At 62.9% G+C, this 15,886-nt stretch carries 12 protein-coding genes and 1 pseudogene; 6 read left to right on the top strand and 7 right to left on the bottom strand.

Annotated elements, in window-relative coordinates; translation table 11 throughout:
* Window positions 1-126: 126 nt before the first annotated feature.
* Both OH705_RS18255 and OH705_RS18250 read right to left on the bottom strand, forming a co-directional pair.
* Window positions 127-1,407 (bottom strand): serine/threonine transporter, encoded by a 1,281-nt coding sequence (locus OH705_RS18255; protein ID WP_094012129.1) that lies wholly within the window; start codon window positions 1,405-1,407, stop codon window positions 127-129.
* Window positions 1,408-1,663: 256 nt separating this feature from the next.
* Window positions 1,664-2,863, bottom strand: coding sequence for an amino acid aminotransferase (locus OH705_RS18250; protein ID WP_267302698.1), 1,200 nt, complete (start codon window positions 2,861-2,863; stop codon window positions 1,664-1,666).
* Between the two features lie 248 nt (window positions 2,864-3,111).
* Between OH705_RS18250 and OH705_RS18245 the strand changes: the two genes are divergently transcribed.
* Window positions 3,112-4,167: a tetratricopeptide repeat protein gene (locus OH705_RS18245; RefSeq protein ID WP_267302697.1), complete on the top strand. Its 1,056-nt coding sequence runs from the start codon at window positions 3,112-3,114 to the stop codon at window positions 4,165-4,167.
* A 9-nt stretch (window positions 4,168-4,176) separates the two neighbouring features.
* Here OH705_RS18245 and OH705_RS18240 read toward each other — a convergent pair whose 3' ends face one another.
* Both OH705_RS18240 and OH705_RS18235 read right to left on the bottom strand, forming a co-directional pair.
* Window positions 4,177-6,240: an ATP-binding protein gene (locus OH705_RS18240; RefSeq protein ID WP_267302696.1), complete on the bottom strand. Its 2,064-nt coding sequence runs from the start codon at window positions 6,238-6,240 to the stop codon at window positions 4,177-4,179.
* Entirely contained in the window at window positions 6,230-6,679 is a 450-nt protein-coding gene (locus tag OH705_RS18235) for a nucleoside deaminase (RefSeq protein ID WP_094012126.1), read from the bottom strand. The genes OH705_RS18240 and OH705_RS18235 overlap by 11 nt, the downstream gene beginning before the upstream one ends.
* A gap of 145 nt (window positions 6,680-6,824) precedes the next feature.
* Here OH705_RS18235 and OH705_RS18230 point away from each other — a divergent pair, with 145 nt between their 5' ends.
* Entirely contained in the window at window positions 6,825-7,514 is a 690-nt protein-coding gene (locus OH705_RS18230; protein ID WP_267302695.1) for a type 1 glutamine amidotransferase domain-containing protein, read from the top strand.
* 90 nt (window positions 7,515-7,604) lie between these two features.
* Here the strand turns inward: OH705_RS18230 and hppD are convergent, their stop codons facing one another.
* Entirely contained in the window at window positions 7,605-8,681 is a 1,077-nt protein-coding gene (gene hppD / locus OH705_RS18225) for a 4-hydroxyphenylpyruvate dioxygenase (protein ID WP_094012124.1), read from the bottom strand.
* 314 nt (window positions 8,682-8,995) lie between these two features.
* Here hppD and OH705_RS18220 point away from each other — a divergent pair.
* Together OH705_RS18220 and rarD are read left to right on the top strand one after the other, a co-directional pair.
* Window positions 8,996-10,577, top strand: a pseudogene (locus OH705_RS18220) (EAL domain-containing protein).
* Window positions 10,578-10,611: 34 nt separating this feature from the next.
* A complete protein-coding gene (gene rarD / locus OH705_RS18215) occupies window positions 10,612-11,499 on the top strand; it encodes an EamA family transporter RarD (RefSeq protein WP_094012122.1) in 888 nt (295 codons plus the stop codon).
* Here the strand turns inward: rarD and OH705_RS18210 are convergent.
* Window positions 11,462-13,033 (bottom strand): TerC family protein, encoded by a 1,572-nt coding sequence (locus tag OH705_RS18210; RefSeq protein WP_038706062.1) that lies wholly within the window; start codon window positions 13,031-13,033, stop codon window positions 11,462-11,464. The two genes, rarD and OH705_RS18210, sit on opposite strands and share 38 nt — an antisense overlap.
* Before the next feature lie 184 nt (window positions 13,034-13,217).
* A complete protein-coding gene (locus OH705_RS18205) occupies window positions 13,218-14,126 on the bottom strand; it encodes a hypothetical protein (protein ID WP_023630974.1) in 909 nt (302 codons plus the stop codon).
* A 235-nt stretch (window positions 14,127-14,361) separates the two neighbouring features.
* On the opposite strand from OH705_RS18205, the gene OH705_RS18200 reads away from it, so the two are divergent.
* Both OH705_RS18200 and OH705_RS18195 read left to right on the top strand, forming a co-directional pair.
* Window positions 14,362-15,198: a bifunctional allantoicase/(S)-ureidoglycine aminohydrolase gene (locus tag OH705_RS18200; protein ID WP_023630973.1), complete on the top strand. Its 837-nt coding sequence runs from the start codon at window positions 14,362-14,364 to the stop codon at window positions 15,196-15,198.
* Window positions 15,199-15,278: 80 nt separating this feature from the next.
* Window positions 15,279-15,884 carry an START domain-containing protein gene (locus OH705_RS18195; protein WP_267302693.1) on the top strand — a complete coding sequence of 202 codons (606 nt, stop codon included), beginning with the start codon at window positions 15,279-15,281 and terminating at the stop codon, window positions 15,882-15,884.
* Window positions 15,885-15,886: the final 2 nt, after the last annotated feature.

Below are 15,886 nucleotides of genomic sequence, written 5' to 3'. Positions count from 1 at the left end.
TAAGCATGAAGACGCGCAAGTGCCTATAACCAAACATGAAATTGTTGCATTGCCAGACAATTCTTGTGGACAAAAAAATGCCCGGATCGCAACAAGCCACCCGGGCACACCGCATTCAGAAATGCATCAAGCCAGCAGGCCGTAAACCACCGAGGTCAAGGCCACCAGGCCGACCACCACCACGAACACGTTGGACAGCGCACCGCTGTACTTGCGCATCGACGGCACGCGGCGGATGGCATACATCGGCATCAGGAACAGCAGCACGGCGATGATCGGACCGCCGAGCGATTCAATCATGCCCAGGATGCTCGGGTTGAGGGTGGCGACGATCCAGCACACCACCAACATCAGTGCGGCGACGATGCGGTCCAGGGCCTTGGCGCCCGGGCGCATGCCGGTCTTGACGATCATGCCCTTGAGGCCTTCGCTGGCACCGATGTAGTGGCCCAGGAACGACTTGGCGATGGCGATGAAGGCGATCAGTGGCGCGGCGAAAGCGATGGCCGGCTGCTCGAAGTGGTTGGCCAGGTAGGACAGGATCGACAGGTTCTGCGCCTTGGCTTCAGCCAGCTGGGCGCTGCTCAGGGTCAGCACGCAGCTGAACACGAAGAACAGCACCATCAGCACCATCAGCAGGTGGGCGCGGCGCAGGATCTGGCCGCTGCGCTCGTCGGCGTGCTCGGCGTAGCGGCGCTTCTGATCAACGGCAAAGGCCGAGATGATCGGCGAGTGGTTGAACGAGAACACCATCACCGGAATGGCCAGCCACACGGTGTGCAGGAAGGCCGAGCCGGACGGCACCTGGGTAGCGGTGTCAAGGATGCCGCCGGTCCAGTGCGGCACCAGGTAGAGGGCCAGCAAAGCCAGGGCGACGATGAACGGATACACCAGCAGGCTCATGACCTTGACCGTGGCCTGTTCGCCGCAGCGCACGATGGCCAGCAGGCCGAGGATCAGCACGAACGACAGGATTGCCCGCGGCGGCGGCGCGATATGCAGCTGGTGCTCCATGAAGCTGCTGACGGTGTTGGTCAGCGCCACGCTGTAGATCAGCAGGATCGGGAAGATGGCGAAGAAGTACAAGACGGTGATCAGCGCACCGGCGGTGATGCCGAAATGTTCCTCGACCACGTCGGTGATATCACCGCCCTTGCTGCCCGACAGCACGAAACGGGTCAGCCCGCGATGAGCGAAGTAGGTCATGGGGAAAGCCAGCAAAGCCAGGACCAGCAGCGGCCAGAAACCGCCAAGGCCGGCGTTGATGGGCAGGAACAGGGTTCCGGCGCCGATGGCCGTGCCGAACAGGCCCAGCATCCAGGTGGTGTCTTGACGCGACCAGCTGCCGAGGGTGGCGGGGGTCGATTCTGCAAAGCGTTGTTCAACGCTTGGGGCCTGCTCATTCATTCCGGGTGAAGCTCCACTCGCAAGACTGCAACAGGCTGAGAATGGCGAAATAGACGATTCGCCCAACTCAACCGGGGAAGAGGGGCGCGATTGTGCATGCAAAGGTTGCACTTGGGGAAGCCCCGCCCGAGGGACGGTTGCACTTGTCTGTACAAGAAAGCAGGATTTCGGGTTGCAAAAACTACTGCGGGGCAAGGCGCATCGGTGCGCCGATGCGACTTGCCCCGCGATAAAGCCAGTTCGGCCAGCGCCGATGTCAGCCCTTGTGCACGGCGGCAAATGCCTCGGCCACTTGACGCAGGTTGGCCGGGCGCAGCCCGGACATGCATACCCGGCCGCTGTCGATCAGGTACACGCCAAACTCATCACGCAGCCGACGCACTTGTTCCACGCTGAAACCGGTATAGCTGAACATGCCCCGCTGGCGCAGGAAGAACTGGAAGTCCTGGCCTGGCAGCAGCTCGCCGAGCAGGTCGACCAGCCCCTGGCGCATGTCGAGGATGCGCTTGCGCATCACTTCCACTTCTGCGGCCCACTTGGCACTCAGCTCAGCGTCGCCGAGCACCCCGGCCACCAGCTGGGCGCCGAACGCAGGCGGGCTGGAGTAGTTGCGACGCACAGTCGCCTTGAGCTGACCCAGCACGCTGGAAGCGGTGGCAGCATCATCACAGACCACCGACAAGCCCCCTACCCGCTCGCCGTACAGCGAGAAGATCTTCGAGAACGAGTTGCTGACCAGGCAAGGCACGCCGGCACCGGCCATTTCGCGGATCGCATAGGCGTCTTCGACCAGGCCTTCGCCGAAGCCCTGGTAGGCGATATCGAGGAACGGGATCAACTGGCGCGCCTTGACCACCTCTACCACCTGTTGCCACTGCTGCTGGTCCAGGTCGACGCCGGTGGGGTTGTGGCAGCACGGGTGCAGCAGGACCACGCTGTTCTGCGGCAAGGCCTGCAGGCTGGCCAGCATGCCGGCGAAGTCGACGCCGCGGGTGTCAGGGTCGAAGTACGGGTAGGTGTGCACCTTGAAACCCGCGCCTTCGAAGATTGCCCGGTGGTTGTCCCAGGTCGGGTTGCTCACCCATACCTCGGAGCCTGGGAAGTAACGCTTGAGGAAGTCGGCACCGACTTTCAGCGCGCCCGAGCCGCCGACGGTCTGCACGGTGGCCACGCGGCCAGCGACGACGGCCGGGTGCTCGGCGCCGAACAGCAGCGCCTGGATCGCCTGGCGGTAGGCGGCCAGGCCTTCCATCGGCAGGTACAGCGAGGCTTCATGGGGCTGGCCGGCCAGGCGTTTCTCCACCTCGGCCACCGCCGCCAGCTGCGGCACCACGCCGGCTTCGTCGTAGTACAGGCCGATACTCAGGTTGACCTTGGCGGCCCGCGGGTCGGCCTTGAAGGTTTCCATCAACGAGAGGATCGGGTCGCCGGCATAGGCATCGACATGTTTGAACACAGCGTGCAGCTCCTTGGAAATCAGGACAGTTCAGGAAAGGCTCAGGCGAGGATACCCGCAGAGCGCCACGAGGAACATCACCGATATGCAAGCAGTCCCTGCACGCTTGCAAAGCACGCCGACAGCACACAGCTTGTCCACGTGCCGCTGAACCTGCAACTCGGCGCTGCCCCGGGATCGTACCCTGATCATTGCATTTGCTACCTGTCTGCCCCAAGCTCTGCGATACCGCCACCACGGACCGCGAGATGCCCAGACACCGCCTCCTCCTGATCGCCCTGTTACTTCTGCTTGTACTGCCCGTTGCGATCGGCTATCTGTGGCGTGACCGGCAACCCGCACCGCCCAGCCTGCCACCCCACAGTTACGCCAAGGCCCTGCGCCAGGCACATGATGGCCTGCCGGGCGCCGCGCGGGTGTTGTACCAGCAGTTGCAACGCGACGACCTGCCCCCCATCCGCCGCGCCGCGTTGTATGCCGAATTGCCCAACTACCCTTCGCCACAGGCCTTGAAGCTGGCCAGCATGGGCCTCGAGCACGCCGATCCGTTGGTACGCCGGGCTGCCATCGGCAGCATCCGTCGCCTGTTGCCGGCCGCCCAGCGCAGCCTGGTTCTGGGGCCGTTATTGGAGGATGACGAGCAGAGTGTGCGCTTCGCCGCGGTGGATGCGCTGCTGGGCCTGGACCCGGACGCCATCGGCCTGTACTTCGGGCCCTTGCAGACGGCTCTGGAACAGTACGAACAGGCCCTGGAACAACAGCCTGACGACGCCGCCGCACAGCTGCACCTAGCCCGGCTCTACATGCACGAACAAGCCTATGACGCCGCCATACAGGCCCTGCGGCGCAGCCTGGCTGTGGCCCCAGAAGGCCTGGACGCCCTGGCCACGCAAGTCCGCTTGCTGGAGCAGCAGGGCCAGCATGACGCCTCCCGCGAGGTACTCGCCAAGGCGCTGGCGCTACGCCCTGACTCCGCCTTCTTGCAGTATGAACTGGGGCTGTGGCTGACCCGCCACGAACAACAGGAATATGCCCTGCTGGCACTTTCCCGGGCGGTCGAACTGGAACCGGAAAACACCGAGTATCGTTATACGCTGGCCATCACTCTGCATCAGTTGGACCAGCTCGATGCCGCGCAGAAACAGCTGGAGACCGTGCTCAATCGTCAACCCGCCAACCGCCAGGCCCGGGTACTACTGATCGAGTACTGGAAGGAAACCGGACAGTTGCAGAATGTCCAGGTGCTGCTGGCCGAACTTGAGCGGCAGAACCCGGACGACCCCTACTTGCAGCAGGGGCTGTGATCGCCGGCTTCAGGCCTGCAACATCCTCTGTATCTGCTCTACCAGCATCTGCAACGAAAACGGCTTGAACATCAATGCCGTGCCCGGTTCGTCAAGCAGGGACTGTTCCACCGGCTCGGCGGTATACCCGGTGATGAACAGGATCTTCTGTTCTGGCTTCATCATGCGCAGTGCCCTGGCTACCTGACGACCGCTGAACCCACCCGGCAGGCCGATATCGGTTATCACCAGGTCGAACGGGCCGCCATGCCTGAATTGCCCTAACGCGCTGTTGGCATCAGGCACGTCGCACACCTCGAAACCGTAATCAACCAGCGCCTCCTTCATCAGGCCACGCAGGTTGCCTTCATCATCGACCAGCAACAATCGTTCACTCTGCATCTGTCGCGGCGTTGCATCATGAGCGATGCTGTCCGGCAACGTCCCCTGATAGCGGGGGAACATCATGACGACCCTGGTACCCTGGTCGATCGCCGACTCAATCCACATCTGGCCGCCGGACTGCTGTACGAAACCATGCACCATAGGTAGCCCCAGGCCGGCTCCCTGCCCCAAGGGCTTGGTGGTGTAGAACGGCTCAAACACCCTTGCCAGGTCCTGACGACTCATGCCATGCCCATCGTCCTCGACCTGCAGCGTGACGTAGTCCCCCGGCGGCAGGGCTTCCGGCCCTTCGCTGGGCATCTCCAGCCGCTCGTTGGCGGTATGGATCGTCAGGTTGCCTTCACCCAGGCAGGCATCGCGTGCATTACTGCACAAGTGCAGAAGCGCGTTACGCAAGGTATCCGGATCGACCTGCAAGGGCCAAGGCGCCACATCCAGTTGCATATTCAAGGTCATCTCGGCGCCCAAGGTCTGGCGTAGTATGGGCTCCGCTTCCTCCAACAGCCGGTTGATGCTCAGCGGATTGGGGGCCAATGGCTGGCTCCGGGCAAACGCCAGCAAGTTCTGGGTCAGGCCAATAGCGCGCTGGGCACACTCCCGTGCCATTCGCACATATTCATCCACCCGTTCCATTCGTCCCTGGGCGAGGCGTCGTTCGAGCAGCTCCAGGCTACTGCCGACTCCCGACAGTACGTTATTCATTTCGTGTGCCAGCCCACCCGCCACCTTCACAACCCCTTCCATGCGCTGACTATCACGCACCGCCGCCTCAGCCAGACGCTGGACCTCATGGCGGTCAGCGGTGATGTTCCTCCCCACCAGCGTCGGCAACAGCTGGTGGGCACTGCCAGTCCAACGGAACCAGCAGTAATGACCGTCGCTATGGCGAACCCGACCCTCGAAGGGCGGCGCGGCGTGTCCCTGCACAAGCGCCATCAGCGTCAACTGCGCTTCGGTACGGTCCGCGGGATGGAACAGGTCGGGGAGCGCCATTTGCATCGGCGCAGCCTCATCCCAACCCAGCAGCCGATGCCAAGCAGGGTTGGCCGTGCGCACGCGCAGGTCGGCGTCGAGCATCAGCATTACATCGGGCGACAGCTGCCAGGTATGTTCAGGATCGGCCAGGTACTGCGCCAGGCGCGCATCGAAGGATTGCGCCAGCTCGCGCCATTCGTGGCAGGCCCCGACACTGGCAGTGGTCTCGAACAGCGCGTGGAGAAACCCGGCAACCGCACCACCGTCGTCACGAATAGGCGAGAAGCAGCCAGAGACCCAGGCCTTGCCAGTGATACCCTCTCGATACACTGCCAACGGGGCATCCTCGATCAGGCTGCCCTGGCCCTGCAACACCTTGAATACGCTTGCCCCCATACTCTCCCATGACTGCTCCCAGAGCGCGTCGAAGGCACGCCCCTGGTGGTCGGCTGCGCCGCCCAGCAAGACCCGATAGGCGTCATTGTGGATGACCGTCAGGGCAGAGCCCCATGCCAGCGCACAGGGAAAGGGAGACATCAGTACCATGTCTACAGCGATGCGCAGGGTAGGCGGCCAGGAGGTCAACGCCCCCAACGGCGTCGCGCTCCAATCGAAGCCGGCGATGGGCCTGCCCACCTCGGCCAGAGAAGACGACGGTGGTGCCAGGTGGATTACCTGGATATCTGCGCCTTGGGTGTGCAGGTCAGCGGCCAATATCTTCGTTCCACAGCTCTGGGTTGGCTTCGATGAACCGGCGCATCAGCGCCTTGCAGGTTTCATCGTCATGCACCTCGAGGCGCACGCCACGGTCGCCGAGCAACTGCTCTTCGCCCATGAAGGTGACGTTCTCGCCGATGATCACATGCTTGATGCCATACAGCAGGATTGCGCCACTGCACATGGCACAGGGCGACAAGGTGGTATAGAGGGTGGCCTGCTGGTAAACCCGGGCTGGCTGCCGACCGGCATTCTCCAGGGCATCCATCTCGCCATGCAGGATGGCACTGCCCTGCTGTACGCGGCGATTGTGGCCACGGCCGATGATCCTGCCCTCGTGCACCAGTACCGAGCCGATCGGAATGCCGCCCTCCTCGAGTCCCTTGCGGGCCTCGTCGATGGCGGCCTGCATAAATATGGAAGTGTCCTGGTCCATGGCGTCTCCCGGTAGTACGTCGACTTTTGCAGCAGCCTAGCACAGCGCCCGTGCCCATGGCGCATTGCGTGGCGAGGGCTATGCTCAAATGGCTTTTGATCTTGCTGGCCAAACGTTTTCCCATGGATTCGACGGGCATGCGCACATGAACAAGAAGCTCCTGGTCGTGCTGACCAATACCGCCAAGTATCCCGATATCAAGCGCGCCACAGGATTGTGGCTGGGCGAGGCCGTGCACTTTGTCGACGCAGTGCAAAAAGCGGGTTTTACCGTCGACTATGTCAGCCCGGCGGGCGGCTATGTACCGATCGACCCCCACAGCCTGCAGATGGCGCCGGACCTGGACTGGCAATGGTACAACGACAAGGCGTTCATGAACCGCCTTGGCGCCACCTTGAGCCCCGGCCAGGTCAAGGCCGACCAGTACAGCGCGATCTACTACACCGGTGGCCACGGCGTGATGTGGGACTTCCCCGACAACCAGCCATTGCAGGAGCTGGCACGGCGGATCCATGAGCGCGGCGGCGCGGTCGCCGCGGTGTGCCATGGGGTGGTGGGCCTGCTCAACATCAAGCTCGGCGACAACAGCTTGCTGCTCAAAGGGCGCAGGGTCACCGGCTTTTCCAATACCGAAGAAAAACTGGTTGAGCTGGACAAGGTGGTGCCGTTTCTCACCGAGAACGAACTGGGTGCTCGCGGTGGCGAGTACAGCAAGGCGGATGACCCGTGGGCGCCCTATGTGGTGGAGGACGGTAGCTTGATCACCGGGCAGAATCCGGCATCAAGCACCAAGGTAGCCGAAGCGGTGATCCGCTACCTGAACAGGCAACAATGAACGTTCGCCACAACTTAGCGCGGGGCAAGCCCGCTCCCGCCACCTTCCGGTGTGGAAGCGGGCTTGCCCCGCGATGGTGTGCTCGGCCGATTACTCGGTGCTCAACACGCCGCGACGCACCTGGTCACGCTCGATCGACTCGAACAGCGCCTTGAAGTTGCCTTCACCGAAGCCGTCGTCACCCTTGCGCTGGATGAACTCAAAGAACACCGGGCCCAGCAGGGTCTCGGAGAAGATCTGCAGCAACAGCCGCTTGTCGCCAGCCTCGGAAGCACCGTCCAGCAGGATGCCACGGGCCTGCAACTGATCGACCGGCTCGCCATGCCCTGGCAGGCGCTCCTCGAGCATCTCGTAGTAGGTCTGCGGCGGCGCCGTCATGAAGCGCATGCCGAAACCTTTTAGCGCGTCCCAGGTCTTGAGCAGGTCGTCGGTGAGGAAGGCAACGTGCTGGATACCCTCACCGTTGAATTGCATCAGGAACTCTTCGATCTGCCCCGCCCCTTTGGACGATTCCTCGTTGAGCGGGATGCGGATCATGCCGTCTGGGGCGGTCATCGCCTTGGAGGTCAGGCCGGTGTACTCGCCCTTGATATCGAAGTAACGGATCTCGCGGAAGTTGAACAGCTTCTCGTAGAAGCCAGCCCAGTAAGCCATGCGCCCGCGATAGACGTTATGGGTGAGGTGATCGATGATCTTCAGGCCCGCGCCGACCGGATTGCGGTCTACACCTTCGATGAACTTGAAGTCGATGTCATAAATCGAACTGCCCTCTTCATAACGGTCGATCAGGTACAGCGGCGCGCCACCGATACCTTTGATCGCCGGCAGGCGCAGCTCCATCGGGCCGGTCTCGATTTCCACTGGTTGGGCACCCAGCTCCAGCGCGCGAGCATAGGCTTCATGGGCGTTGCGAACGCGGAAGGCCATGCCGCACACCGAGGGACCATGCTCGGCGGCGAAATACGAGGCTACGCTCTTCGGTTCGTTGTTCAGTATCAGGTTGATACCGCCCTGACGATACAGGTGCACATCCTTTGAACGGTGGGTAGCCACCTTGGTGAAACCGAGGATCTGGAATACTGGCTCCAGCACGCCGGGGGTCGGCGAGGCGAGCTCAATGAATTCAAAGCCTTCCAGGCCCATCGGGTTTTCGAAGATATCTGCCATTTTGGTGTCCTCATCTGCAGCGAAAAACGGTTGATTACAGGCTTGCGATGTGGAGATGGCGTGGTGGTGAGCATGGGATCCCGCGCACGCTGCGGGCCAGGAAGTCACCAATGATCAGCTTGAACCCATGGTATGTCATATGGACCCATTCTCGGCGGGCTTGATTCCCCGGGAGGCGGAGAACCTTATTGTTGTATTCGTAACTCAATTCTACAGTGCGTAAATTTGTTTGTCGCGCTTTAGTTCGCAGGTTGTTCCGACAAACGGCTATCCTTTGCCTCACCATACCGTTGCATAGAAGGTCCCCACGCGCCATGCCCTTGACCGCCAAACGCCCTGCCCGCTGGAGCTGGCGCGCCCTGCTGCCCTGGGGGGTGGGTGTGGTGCCGCTCCTCTGTGGGCTGGCCGTGATGCGCTGGCAGACCGACCAGGAACTGCAGGCCGATAGCCTGGCCACGGCCAAGGAAGTAGCCAGCCATATTGAAGAGATCCTTGACAGCCTGGCCACAACCGCACATCGGTTGCTCCCCAAGGCCGGACAACCTTGCGACGAGGTGCAACTGGAACTGCGCATCGAGCTTACCCGCAATGCTTTCGTGCGTTCGACCAACCTGTTCGATCACAACCGGTTGTATTGCACCTCGCTATACGGTGATTTCGACGAACCAGTGAATGCCAGGGACTACACCAACGGGCAGCTATGGCTGATGAATGGCAACTCGGTCACCCCGGGGCATGCACTGCTGGTCTATCGGACCAGCCAGCAGGAACACGGCGATCGGGGAGCGATTACCACAGTCGATGGCCGGCACCTGCTGACCGCGCTACACCTGATCGGCGCGGACAACCAGGTCAAGGTGCATGTTGGCAATCACTGGATTGGCAGTGATGGCCAGGTTCACGACGGCAAGCCGCCGGTCGCGGCCATCGCCGCTACCCAGTATGCGTCCACTCGCTATCCATTCGACGTGCACGCTGGATATGACGTGGGCAAGCGAGCCGCATTGATGCGCTCGCGCTACCCCGCTCTGCTGAGCCTGTTGCTGATACTGGGCGTGGCGGCAGGCGCGGTCTGTCGTTGGCAGATACGCCGCGCCAGCTCATCGCGCAGCGAACTGGATCGGGCCTTGGAGGCCGACGAGTTCCTTCCCTACTTCCAGCCGGTGGTGCGCAAGGGCGATTACCGCTGGGCCGGGGTCGAGGTGCTGATGCGCTGGCAGCACCCCCGCGAAGGCCTGGTGCGCCCCGACCTGTTCATCCCCTACGCCGAGCACAGCGGCCAGATCGTCGCCATGACCCGCGGCTTGATGCTGCGCACCGCCCAGGTCCTGGCGCCGCACGCGGCGTTGCTCGAGGACGGTTTTCACGTTGGCATCAACATCACTGCCGACCACTGCCGCGACCTGGGCCTGCTCGATGACTGCCAGACCTTCCTCCAGCACTTCCCGCCCGGGCGGGTGGTACTGACCCTGGAACTGACCGAGCGCAAGCTGATCGAGCCCACCCCGGTCACCCTCGACCTGTTCGAAAAACTGCACGCAATGGGGGTGATGATCGCCCTGGACGATTTCGGTACTGGTCAGTCAAGCCTCAACTACTTGCGCCAGTTCAATGTCGACTACCTGAAGATCGACCAGAGCTTCGTCGCCATGATCGGAGGTGACGCCCTGTCGCAGCACATTCTCGACACCATCATCGAGCTGTCCGCCAAGCTGGCCCTGGGCATCGTCGCCGAAGGTGTCGAAACCGAGGTGCAGCGCGACTATCTGGCGCGCCATGGCGTGGACTTCCAGCAAGGTTACCTGTTCGCCCGGCCCATGCCCGCCAGCGAGCTGCTGCTGGCCCTGGCCGCTCCTGTTGCCGCAACGCGGTCCCCCTGAGATCATGCGCGGCTGATCTACCCGCTCACTTACCCGTTTTCGAGGCATTCGTGTCAAAAGGCATTGTTTCGTCGGTCATGGCGTCCTGTCTGTTCGCCGTGATGTACTTCTATACCTCCTTCCTGAAGCCCCTGGATGGCGAGGAAATCTTCGGCTGGCGGACCCTACTGACTCTGCCCTGCCTGACGCTGTTCATGCTGGCATCCAGGGACTGGCAGCGGGTCGGTGAGCTGTTCGGGCGGGTGCGCCGCACACCATTGCTGTTGCTCGGCATGGTCGGCACATCGTGGTTGATGGGCGTGCAGTTGTGGCTGTTCCTCTGGGCCCCGCTGCACGGGCGCAGCCTGGAGGTATCGATGGGCTACTTCCTGCTGCCGCTGGCCATGGTGCTGACCGGGCGGGTGGTCTATGGCGAACGCCTGTCGCGCCTGCAGAAGGTCGCAGTGAGCTTTGCCGCGCTGGGAGTTGGCCACGAACTTTACCAGCACGGCAGCTTCGCCTGGGAAACCCTGCTGGTGATGATCGGCTACCCGATCTATTTCGTCCTGCGGCGGCGTTGCCGCACCGACCACCTGGGCGGCCTGTGGTGCGACATGTGCCTTCTACTTCCCTGGGCCTTGTATTTCGTCGTCCAGGGCCCGCTATCGACAACCGATCTGGCCGAACATCCAGGGCTGTACGGCCTGATCCCGTTGCTCGGGGCGATCAGCGCCTGCGCCCTGATCGCCTACGTACTGGCTAGCCGCCTGCTGCCGTTCAGCCTGTTCGGCCTGCTCAGCTACGTCGAGCCGGTGTTGCTGGTCGGCGTGGCCTTGTTACTGGGCGAGACCATCGGCCCCGACCAGTGGCTGACCTACCTGCCAATCTGGGCCGCCGTGCTGGTGCTGGTGCTCGAAGGCTTCAAGCACCTGCTGCGCCAGCGTCGCCGTTCGGTGTAAGGCGAACCTGCCGGACCCGGCGCTCCTCCACCGCCACCACGGTCATGGTCCAGCCATTCCAGGCCAGGTGATCACCCACCACCGGCAAGCGGTCCAGCAGGCTCATGACCAGGCCCGCCAGGGTCTGGTAATCCTCGGTGGCACGGGCGGCAAAACCGGTGCGCGCCTGGACCTGGGCCAGGTTCAAGGCGCCGCTGACAACAAAGCTGCCTGCCTCCTCGATCACCCCCGGTCCTTCCACCTCGCTCGCGTCCGGCAGCTCGCCGGCAATCGACTCGAGAATGTCGGTCATGGTCAACACCCCGGTGAAGTCACCGAACTCGTTGACCACGAAGGCAATGTGCGTCGACTGCCCGCGCATCTGCTCCAGGGCGTTGAGAATGCTGAAGCTTTCCAACAGGTTCAGTGGCGCGCGAGCCAGGGCTTGCAGGTCGGGCTGGCTACCGGACAGCAGTTCCTTGAGGAGCTCTTTCTTGTGCACGAAGCCCAGCGGTTCCTCGATATGGCCGTCACGGATCAGTGGCAGGCGCGAGTATGGCGAATTGACCAGTGCCTGGGTAATCGCCTCGGCCGGCTGTGACAGGTCGATGGCATCGACCTTGGCGCGTGCCGTCATCACCGTGCGGATCGGCCGCTCGGCCAGGTTCAGCACACCGCTGATCATCACCCGCTCACGACGGTCGAACACCACCTGTTCTTCGCCACCCTCGACCAGGTCGGCGATTTCCTCGCCCACCTCGTCAGCCTCCACCCGGCGCCCGCCCATCAGGCGCAGCACGGCATGGGCGGTACGCTCACGCAGCGGCCGGTGCTGCTGCACGCTGCGCTTGCGGCGGGCACGGGCCAGCTGGTTGAACAGCTCGATCAGCAACGAGAAGCCGATGGCCGCGTACAGGTAGCCTTTGGGGATATGGAAGCCCAGGCCTTCGGCGGTGAGGCTGAAGCCGATCATCATCAGGAAGCCCAGGCACAGCATGATCACTGTCGGGTGGGCGTTGACGAAACGGGTCAACGGCTTGCTGGCAACGATCATGATGCCGATGGAGAAGATCACCGCGATCATCATCACCGACAGATGCTCGACCATGCCCACGGCCGTGATCACCGCATCCAGAGAGAACACCGCATCCAGCACGACGATCTGCGCCACGATCGGCCAGAACGCGGCATGGCGGGTCACGCCGCCGCTCTGGGCAACATGGCCCTCGAGGCGTTCGTGCAGCTCCATGGTGGCCTTGAACAACAGGAACACACCACCGAACAGCATGATCAGGTCACGGCCGGAGAAGGTCTTGCCAAACACCTCGATCAGCGGCGCGGTAAGGGTCACCATCCACGAGATGCTGGCCAGCAGGCCAAGGCGCATGATCAGCGCCAGCGACAGGCCGATCACCCGCGCACGGTCGCGCTGGTGTGGCGGCAGCTTGTCGGCAAGGATGGCGATGAACACCAGGTTGTCGATACCTAGCACCAGCTCGAGGACAATAAGCGTCAACAGGCCCAGCCAGGCCGTGGGGTCGGCTAGCCATTCCATTAGCAGGTACTCACAGGGGATGCGTCACGAGGGCGGGGGAAGGATGGCCGGGACGGCCAGGGACTGGGGGGCTCCGCGAAGGTGCTCATAGGGACCTTGATAACAATTAGGGACGACGATCCTACAATCGAAGCAGAATTTTCCGATAGCGCAAAACTATTACAAAAGCTGTAAGAGGTATGACTCAGGCTTCAGGCACCCGCGGCGAGGCTTCGGCCTGTGCAGTCTTGGCCTTGGCCGGTGGCGTCAGGCGCAGCACCCGGTCGCGGCCGCCCTCGGCGAGCAGGTATCCGCCCTTGCCATCCGGAACGATGGCCTGCGGCGCCTTCAAGTAGCTGAGAACCGTGTGGCGCGTACCATCACCATCGATACGCAACAGCCGCGCACGATGGCTCGAATCCTCGCTGATCCACAGCCCGCGCTGGTCGCAGAGCAGGAAGGTCGGGTTGCGCAGACCTTCGATCACCACCGGGTCATTTCCGCCTTCGCTCAGCGCACGAATCTTGCCGGTGGCCTTTTCGGTATACAGCAGGCGCCCGTCGGCGCAACGGGTCAGGCCCTCGGTTTCGGTAAGCCCCGATCGCAACACATCAAGCTCGCCGCTCTGCCAGTCATAACGCATCAACCGGCCATCCCCCTTGCGGTCCTCAATGGCGTAGAGGTGCAGGCCATCGTTATACAACCCCTGCACATTGTTACCGTCGAACAGCTGACTGACCTGGCCATCGCGCGACATGCTGACCGGTGCCCCGCCGACCTCCTGGCTGAACGCCCAGCCACCGTCGACGGCGACCATGCCGTCCGGCTTGGACAAGCCTTCGAGCACTACCATCCGGTCCCCCTCGGCAGTAATGCGCAGGATGCTGCCCTTGCCGCCGTTGAGCTCGCGGCTGACCAGCAGGCTGCCGTCGGCCTGAGGCAGCAGCGAAGCGGCCCGGGTCACCGAGTTGTGCAGTACCTGCACGTTCCAGCCCTCGGCGGCCTGCACCGGGTAGAAGGTCTGCCAGGCGAAAAAGCCCAAGGCACAGGCCACCAGGCCCGTGGAGGACGCCAGGGCGAGGCGAACACCGCGTTTGCGTAGCACATGCATCATCAAGTCGGCTCCTGGAAAGTGCGGGCGATGCTAGCAAGGTGATGTGAAAAAAATGTCGACGCCAAGATTTCCAGGCGATTCTCTACACATGTCATTCAAGAAATGGATACCGTGTATTTCAACATTTAATTTGTGGATGACAGCGCTCGCCCCCTATGCTGTCCCGGCATCCCCTGCACGCACCGGCCGGTGTGGTCCAAGGCATGGGGAGAGAACAACAAAGTCGAGACCGTTCATGTCGAAACCTTCCTACTTCGCCCCCCACGGTGGGCACCCGGCTCAGACCGAGCTGCTGACTGACCGTGCCATGTTCACTGAAGCCTATGCCGTGATCCCCAAGGGCGTGATGCGTGACATCGTCACCAGCCACCTGCCGTTCTGGGACAAGATGCGCATGTGGGTAATCGCCCGCCCACTGACCGGTTTCGCCGAGACCTTCTCTCAGTACATCGTCGAAGTCGCCCCCGAAGGCGGCAGCGAGCGTCCTGAACTGGACCCGAACGCCGAAGCGGTGCTGTTCGTGGTCGAAGGCGAGATCGACGTAACCGTCGAAGGCAAGCACCACACCCTCGTGCCGGGCGGCTATGCCTTCCTCGCACCCGGCGCCGACTGGAGCCTGCGCAACAACAGCAAGGCCAACGTCACCTTCCACTGGCTGCGCAAGCACTACCAGAAAGTCGAGGGCCTGCCGGTACCCGAGTCTTTCGTCACCCACCGCGACAATGCCACCGTCATCGAGATGCCGGGCACCGAAGGCGCGTGGAAGACCACCCGTTTCGTCGACATGGCCGACATGCGCCACGACATGCACGTGAACATCGTGACCTTCCAGCCCGGCGGCGTGATCCCGTTCGCCGAGACCCACGTCATGGAACACGGCCTGTACGTCCTGGAAGGCAAGGCGGTGTACCGCCTGAACCAGGACTGGGTCGAGGTCGAGGCCGGTGACTTCATGTGGCTGCGCGCCTTCTGCCCGCAAGCTTGCTACTCCGGCGGCCCGGGCCCGTTCAGCTACCTGCTGTACAAGGACGTCAACCGTCACGTGCACCTGACGCTCAACCCGCAGCGTTGATGACCTTGCAGGAGCGGCAGCCCGCCGCTCCTGCAGTCTTGAGCCATACTGAGCGGACCGCCCCTTCCCGGCCTCCCGCCATGACCTTCCATCGCCCTCTACTTGCCCTGCTGCTCCTGTTGCCGGGCGCGTTGCCGTGGGCAGACGACTGGCAACTCGCGCATCAGGAAGACGGCATCGATGTCTACCTGGCAAGCGTCAACGGTTCGGCCTACCAGCAATTTCGCGGCGTCGCCCGGATCAAGGCTAGCGTCCGTGCCCTGAGCGACCTGCAGGAAAACCTGCGCGTGGCCTGCAAATGGCTGTACGCCTGCGCCGACATGCGTCTGCTGGAAGTGGACGGCGATACCACCTGGGTCTACCTGACCACCGCCCTGCCCTGGCCGGCCAAGCCCAGGGACATGGTGCTCAAGGTGCGTACCGAGCGCCTGGACGACGACTCCCTGGTGCGCCACCTGAGCGCCGAGCCCGGGCGGGTGCCGACCGAACCCGGGCTGATCCGTGTGCGCCGGCTCAGCGGCGAATGGATCATGCGCCCCTTGGGCGAGCGCGATACCGAGGTCACCTACCAGCTGCGTGCCGACCCGGCCGGTGATGTGCCGGGTTGGCTGGCCAACCGCTTCGTGGTGGATGCGCCGATGGTCACCCTGCGCACCCTGCGCGCCGTGGCCGAACGCCAGCCGTAAAG

The sequence above is a fragment of the Pseudomonas sp. BJa3 genome (assembly GCF_026343815.1).
In the GTDB taxonomy this organism is placed as follows: Bacteria; Pseudomonadota; Gammaproteobacteria; order Pseudomonadales; family Pseudomonadaceae; genus Aquipseudomonas; species Aquipseudomonas soli.
The sequence above is the reverse complement of the archived record's forward strand: the minus strand, read 5'-3'. Positions and strand labels throughout refer to the sequence as shown.

Bases quoted from the DNA above. Each gene is read 5' to 3' on its own strand.
- OH705_RS18195 (WP_267302693.1), top strand. From the start codon at position 15,279: ATGACCTTCCATCGCCCTCTACTTGCCCTGCTGCTCCTGTTGCCGGGC.
- OH705_RS18210 (WP_038706062.1), bottom strand. From the start codon at position 13,033: ATGGAATGGCTAGCCGACCCCACGGCCTGGCTGGGCCTGTTGACGCTT.
- hppD (WP_094012124.1), bottom strand. From the start codon at position 8,681: ATGGCAGATATCTTCGAAAACCCGATGGGCCTGGAAGGCTTTGAATTC.
- OH705_RS18230 (WP_267302695.1), top strand. From the start codon at position 6,825: ATGAACAAGAAGCTCCTGGTCGTGCTGACCAATACCGCCAAGTATCCC.
- OH705_RS18255 (WP_094012129.1), bottom strand. From the start codon at position 1,407: ATGAATGAGCAGGCCCCAAGCGTTGAACAACGCTTTGCAGAATCGACC.
- OH705_RS18205 (WP_023630974.1), bottom strand. From the start codon at position 14,126: ATGATGCATGTGCTACGCAAACGCGGTGTTCGCCTCGCCCTGGCGTCC.
- OH705_RS18200 (WP_023630973.1), top strand. From the start codon at position 14,362: ATGTCGAAACCTTCCTACTTCGCCCCCCACGGTGGGCACCCGGCTCAG.
- OH705_RS18235 (WP_094012126.1), bottom strand. From the start codon at position 6,679: ATGGACCAGGACACTTCCATATTTATGCAGGCCGCCATCGACGAGGCC.
- OH705_RS18245 (WP_267302697.1), top strand. From the start codon at position 3,112: ATGCCCAGACACCGCCTCCTCCTGATCGCCCTGTTACTTCTGCTTGTA.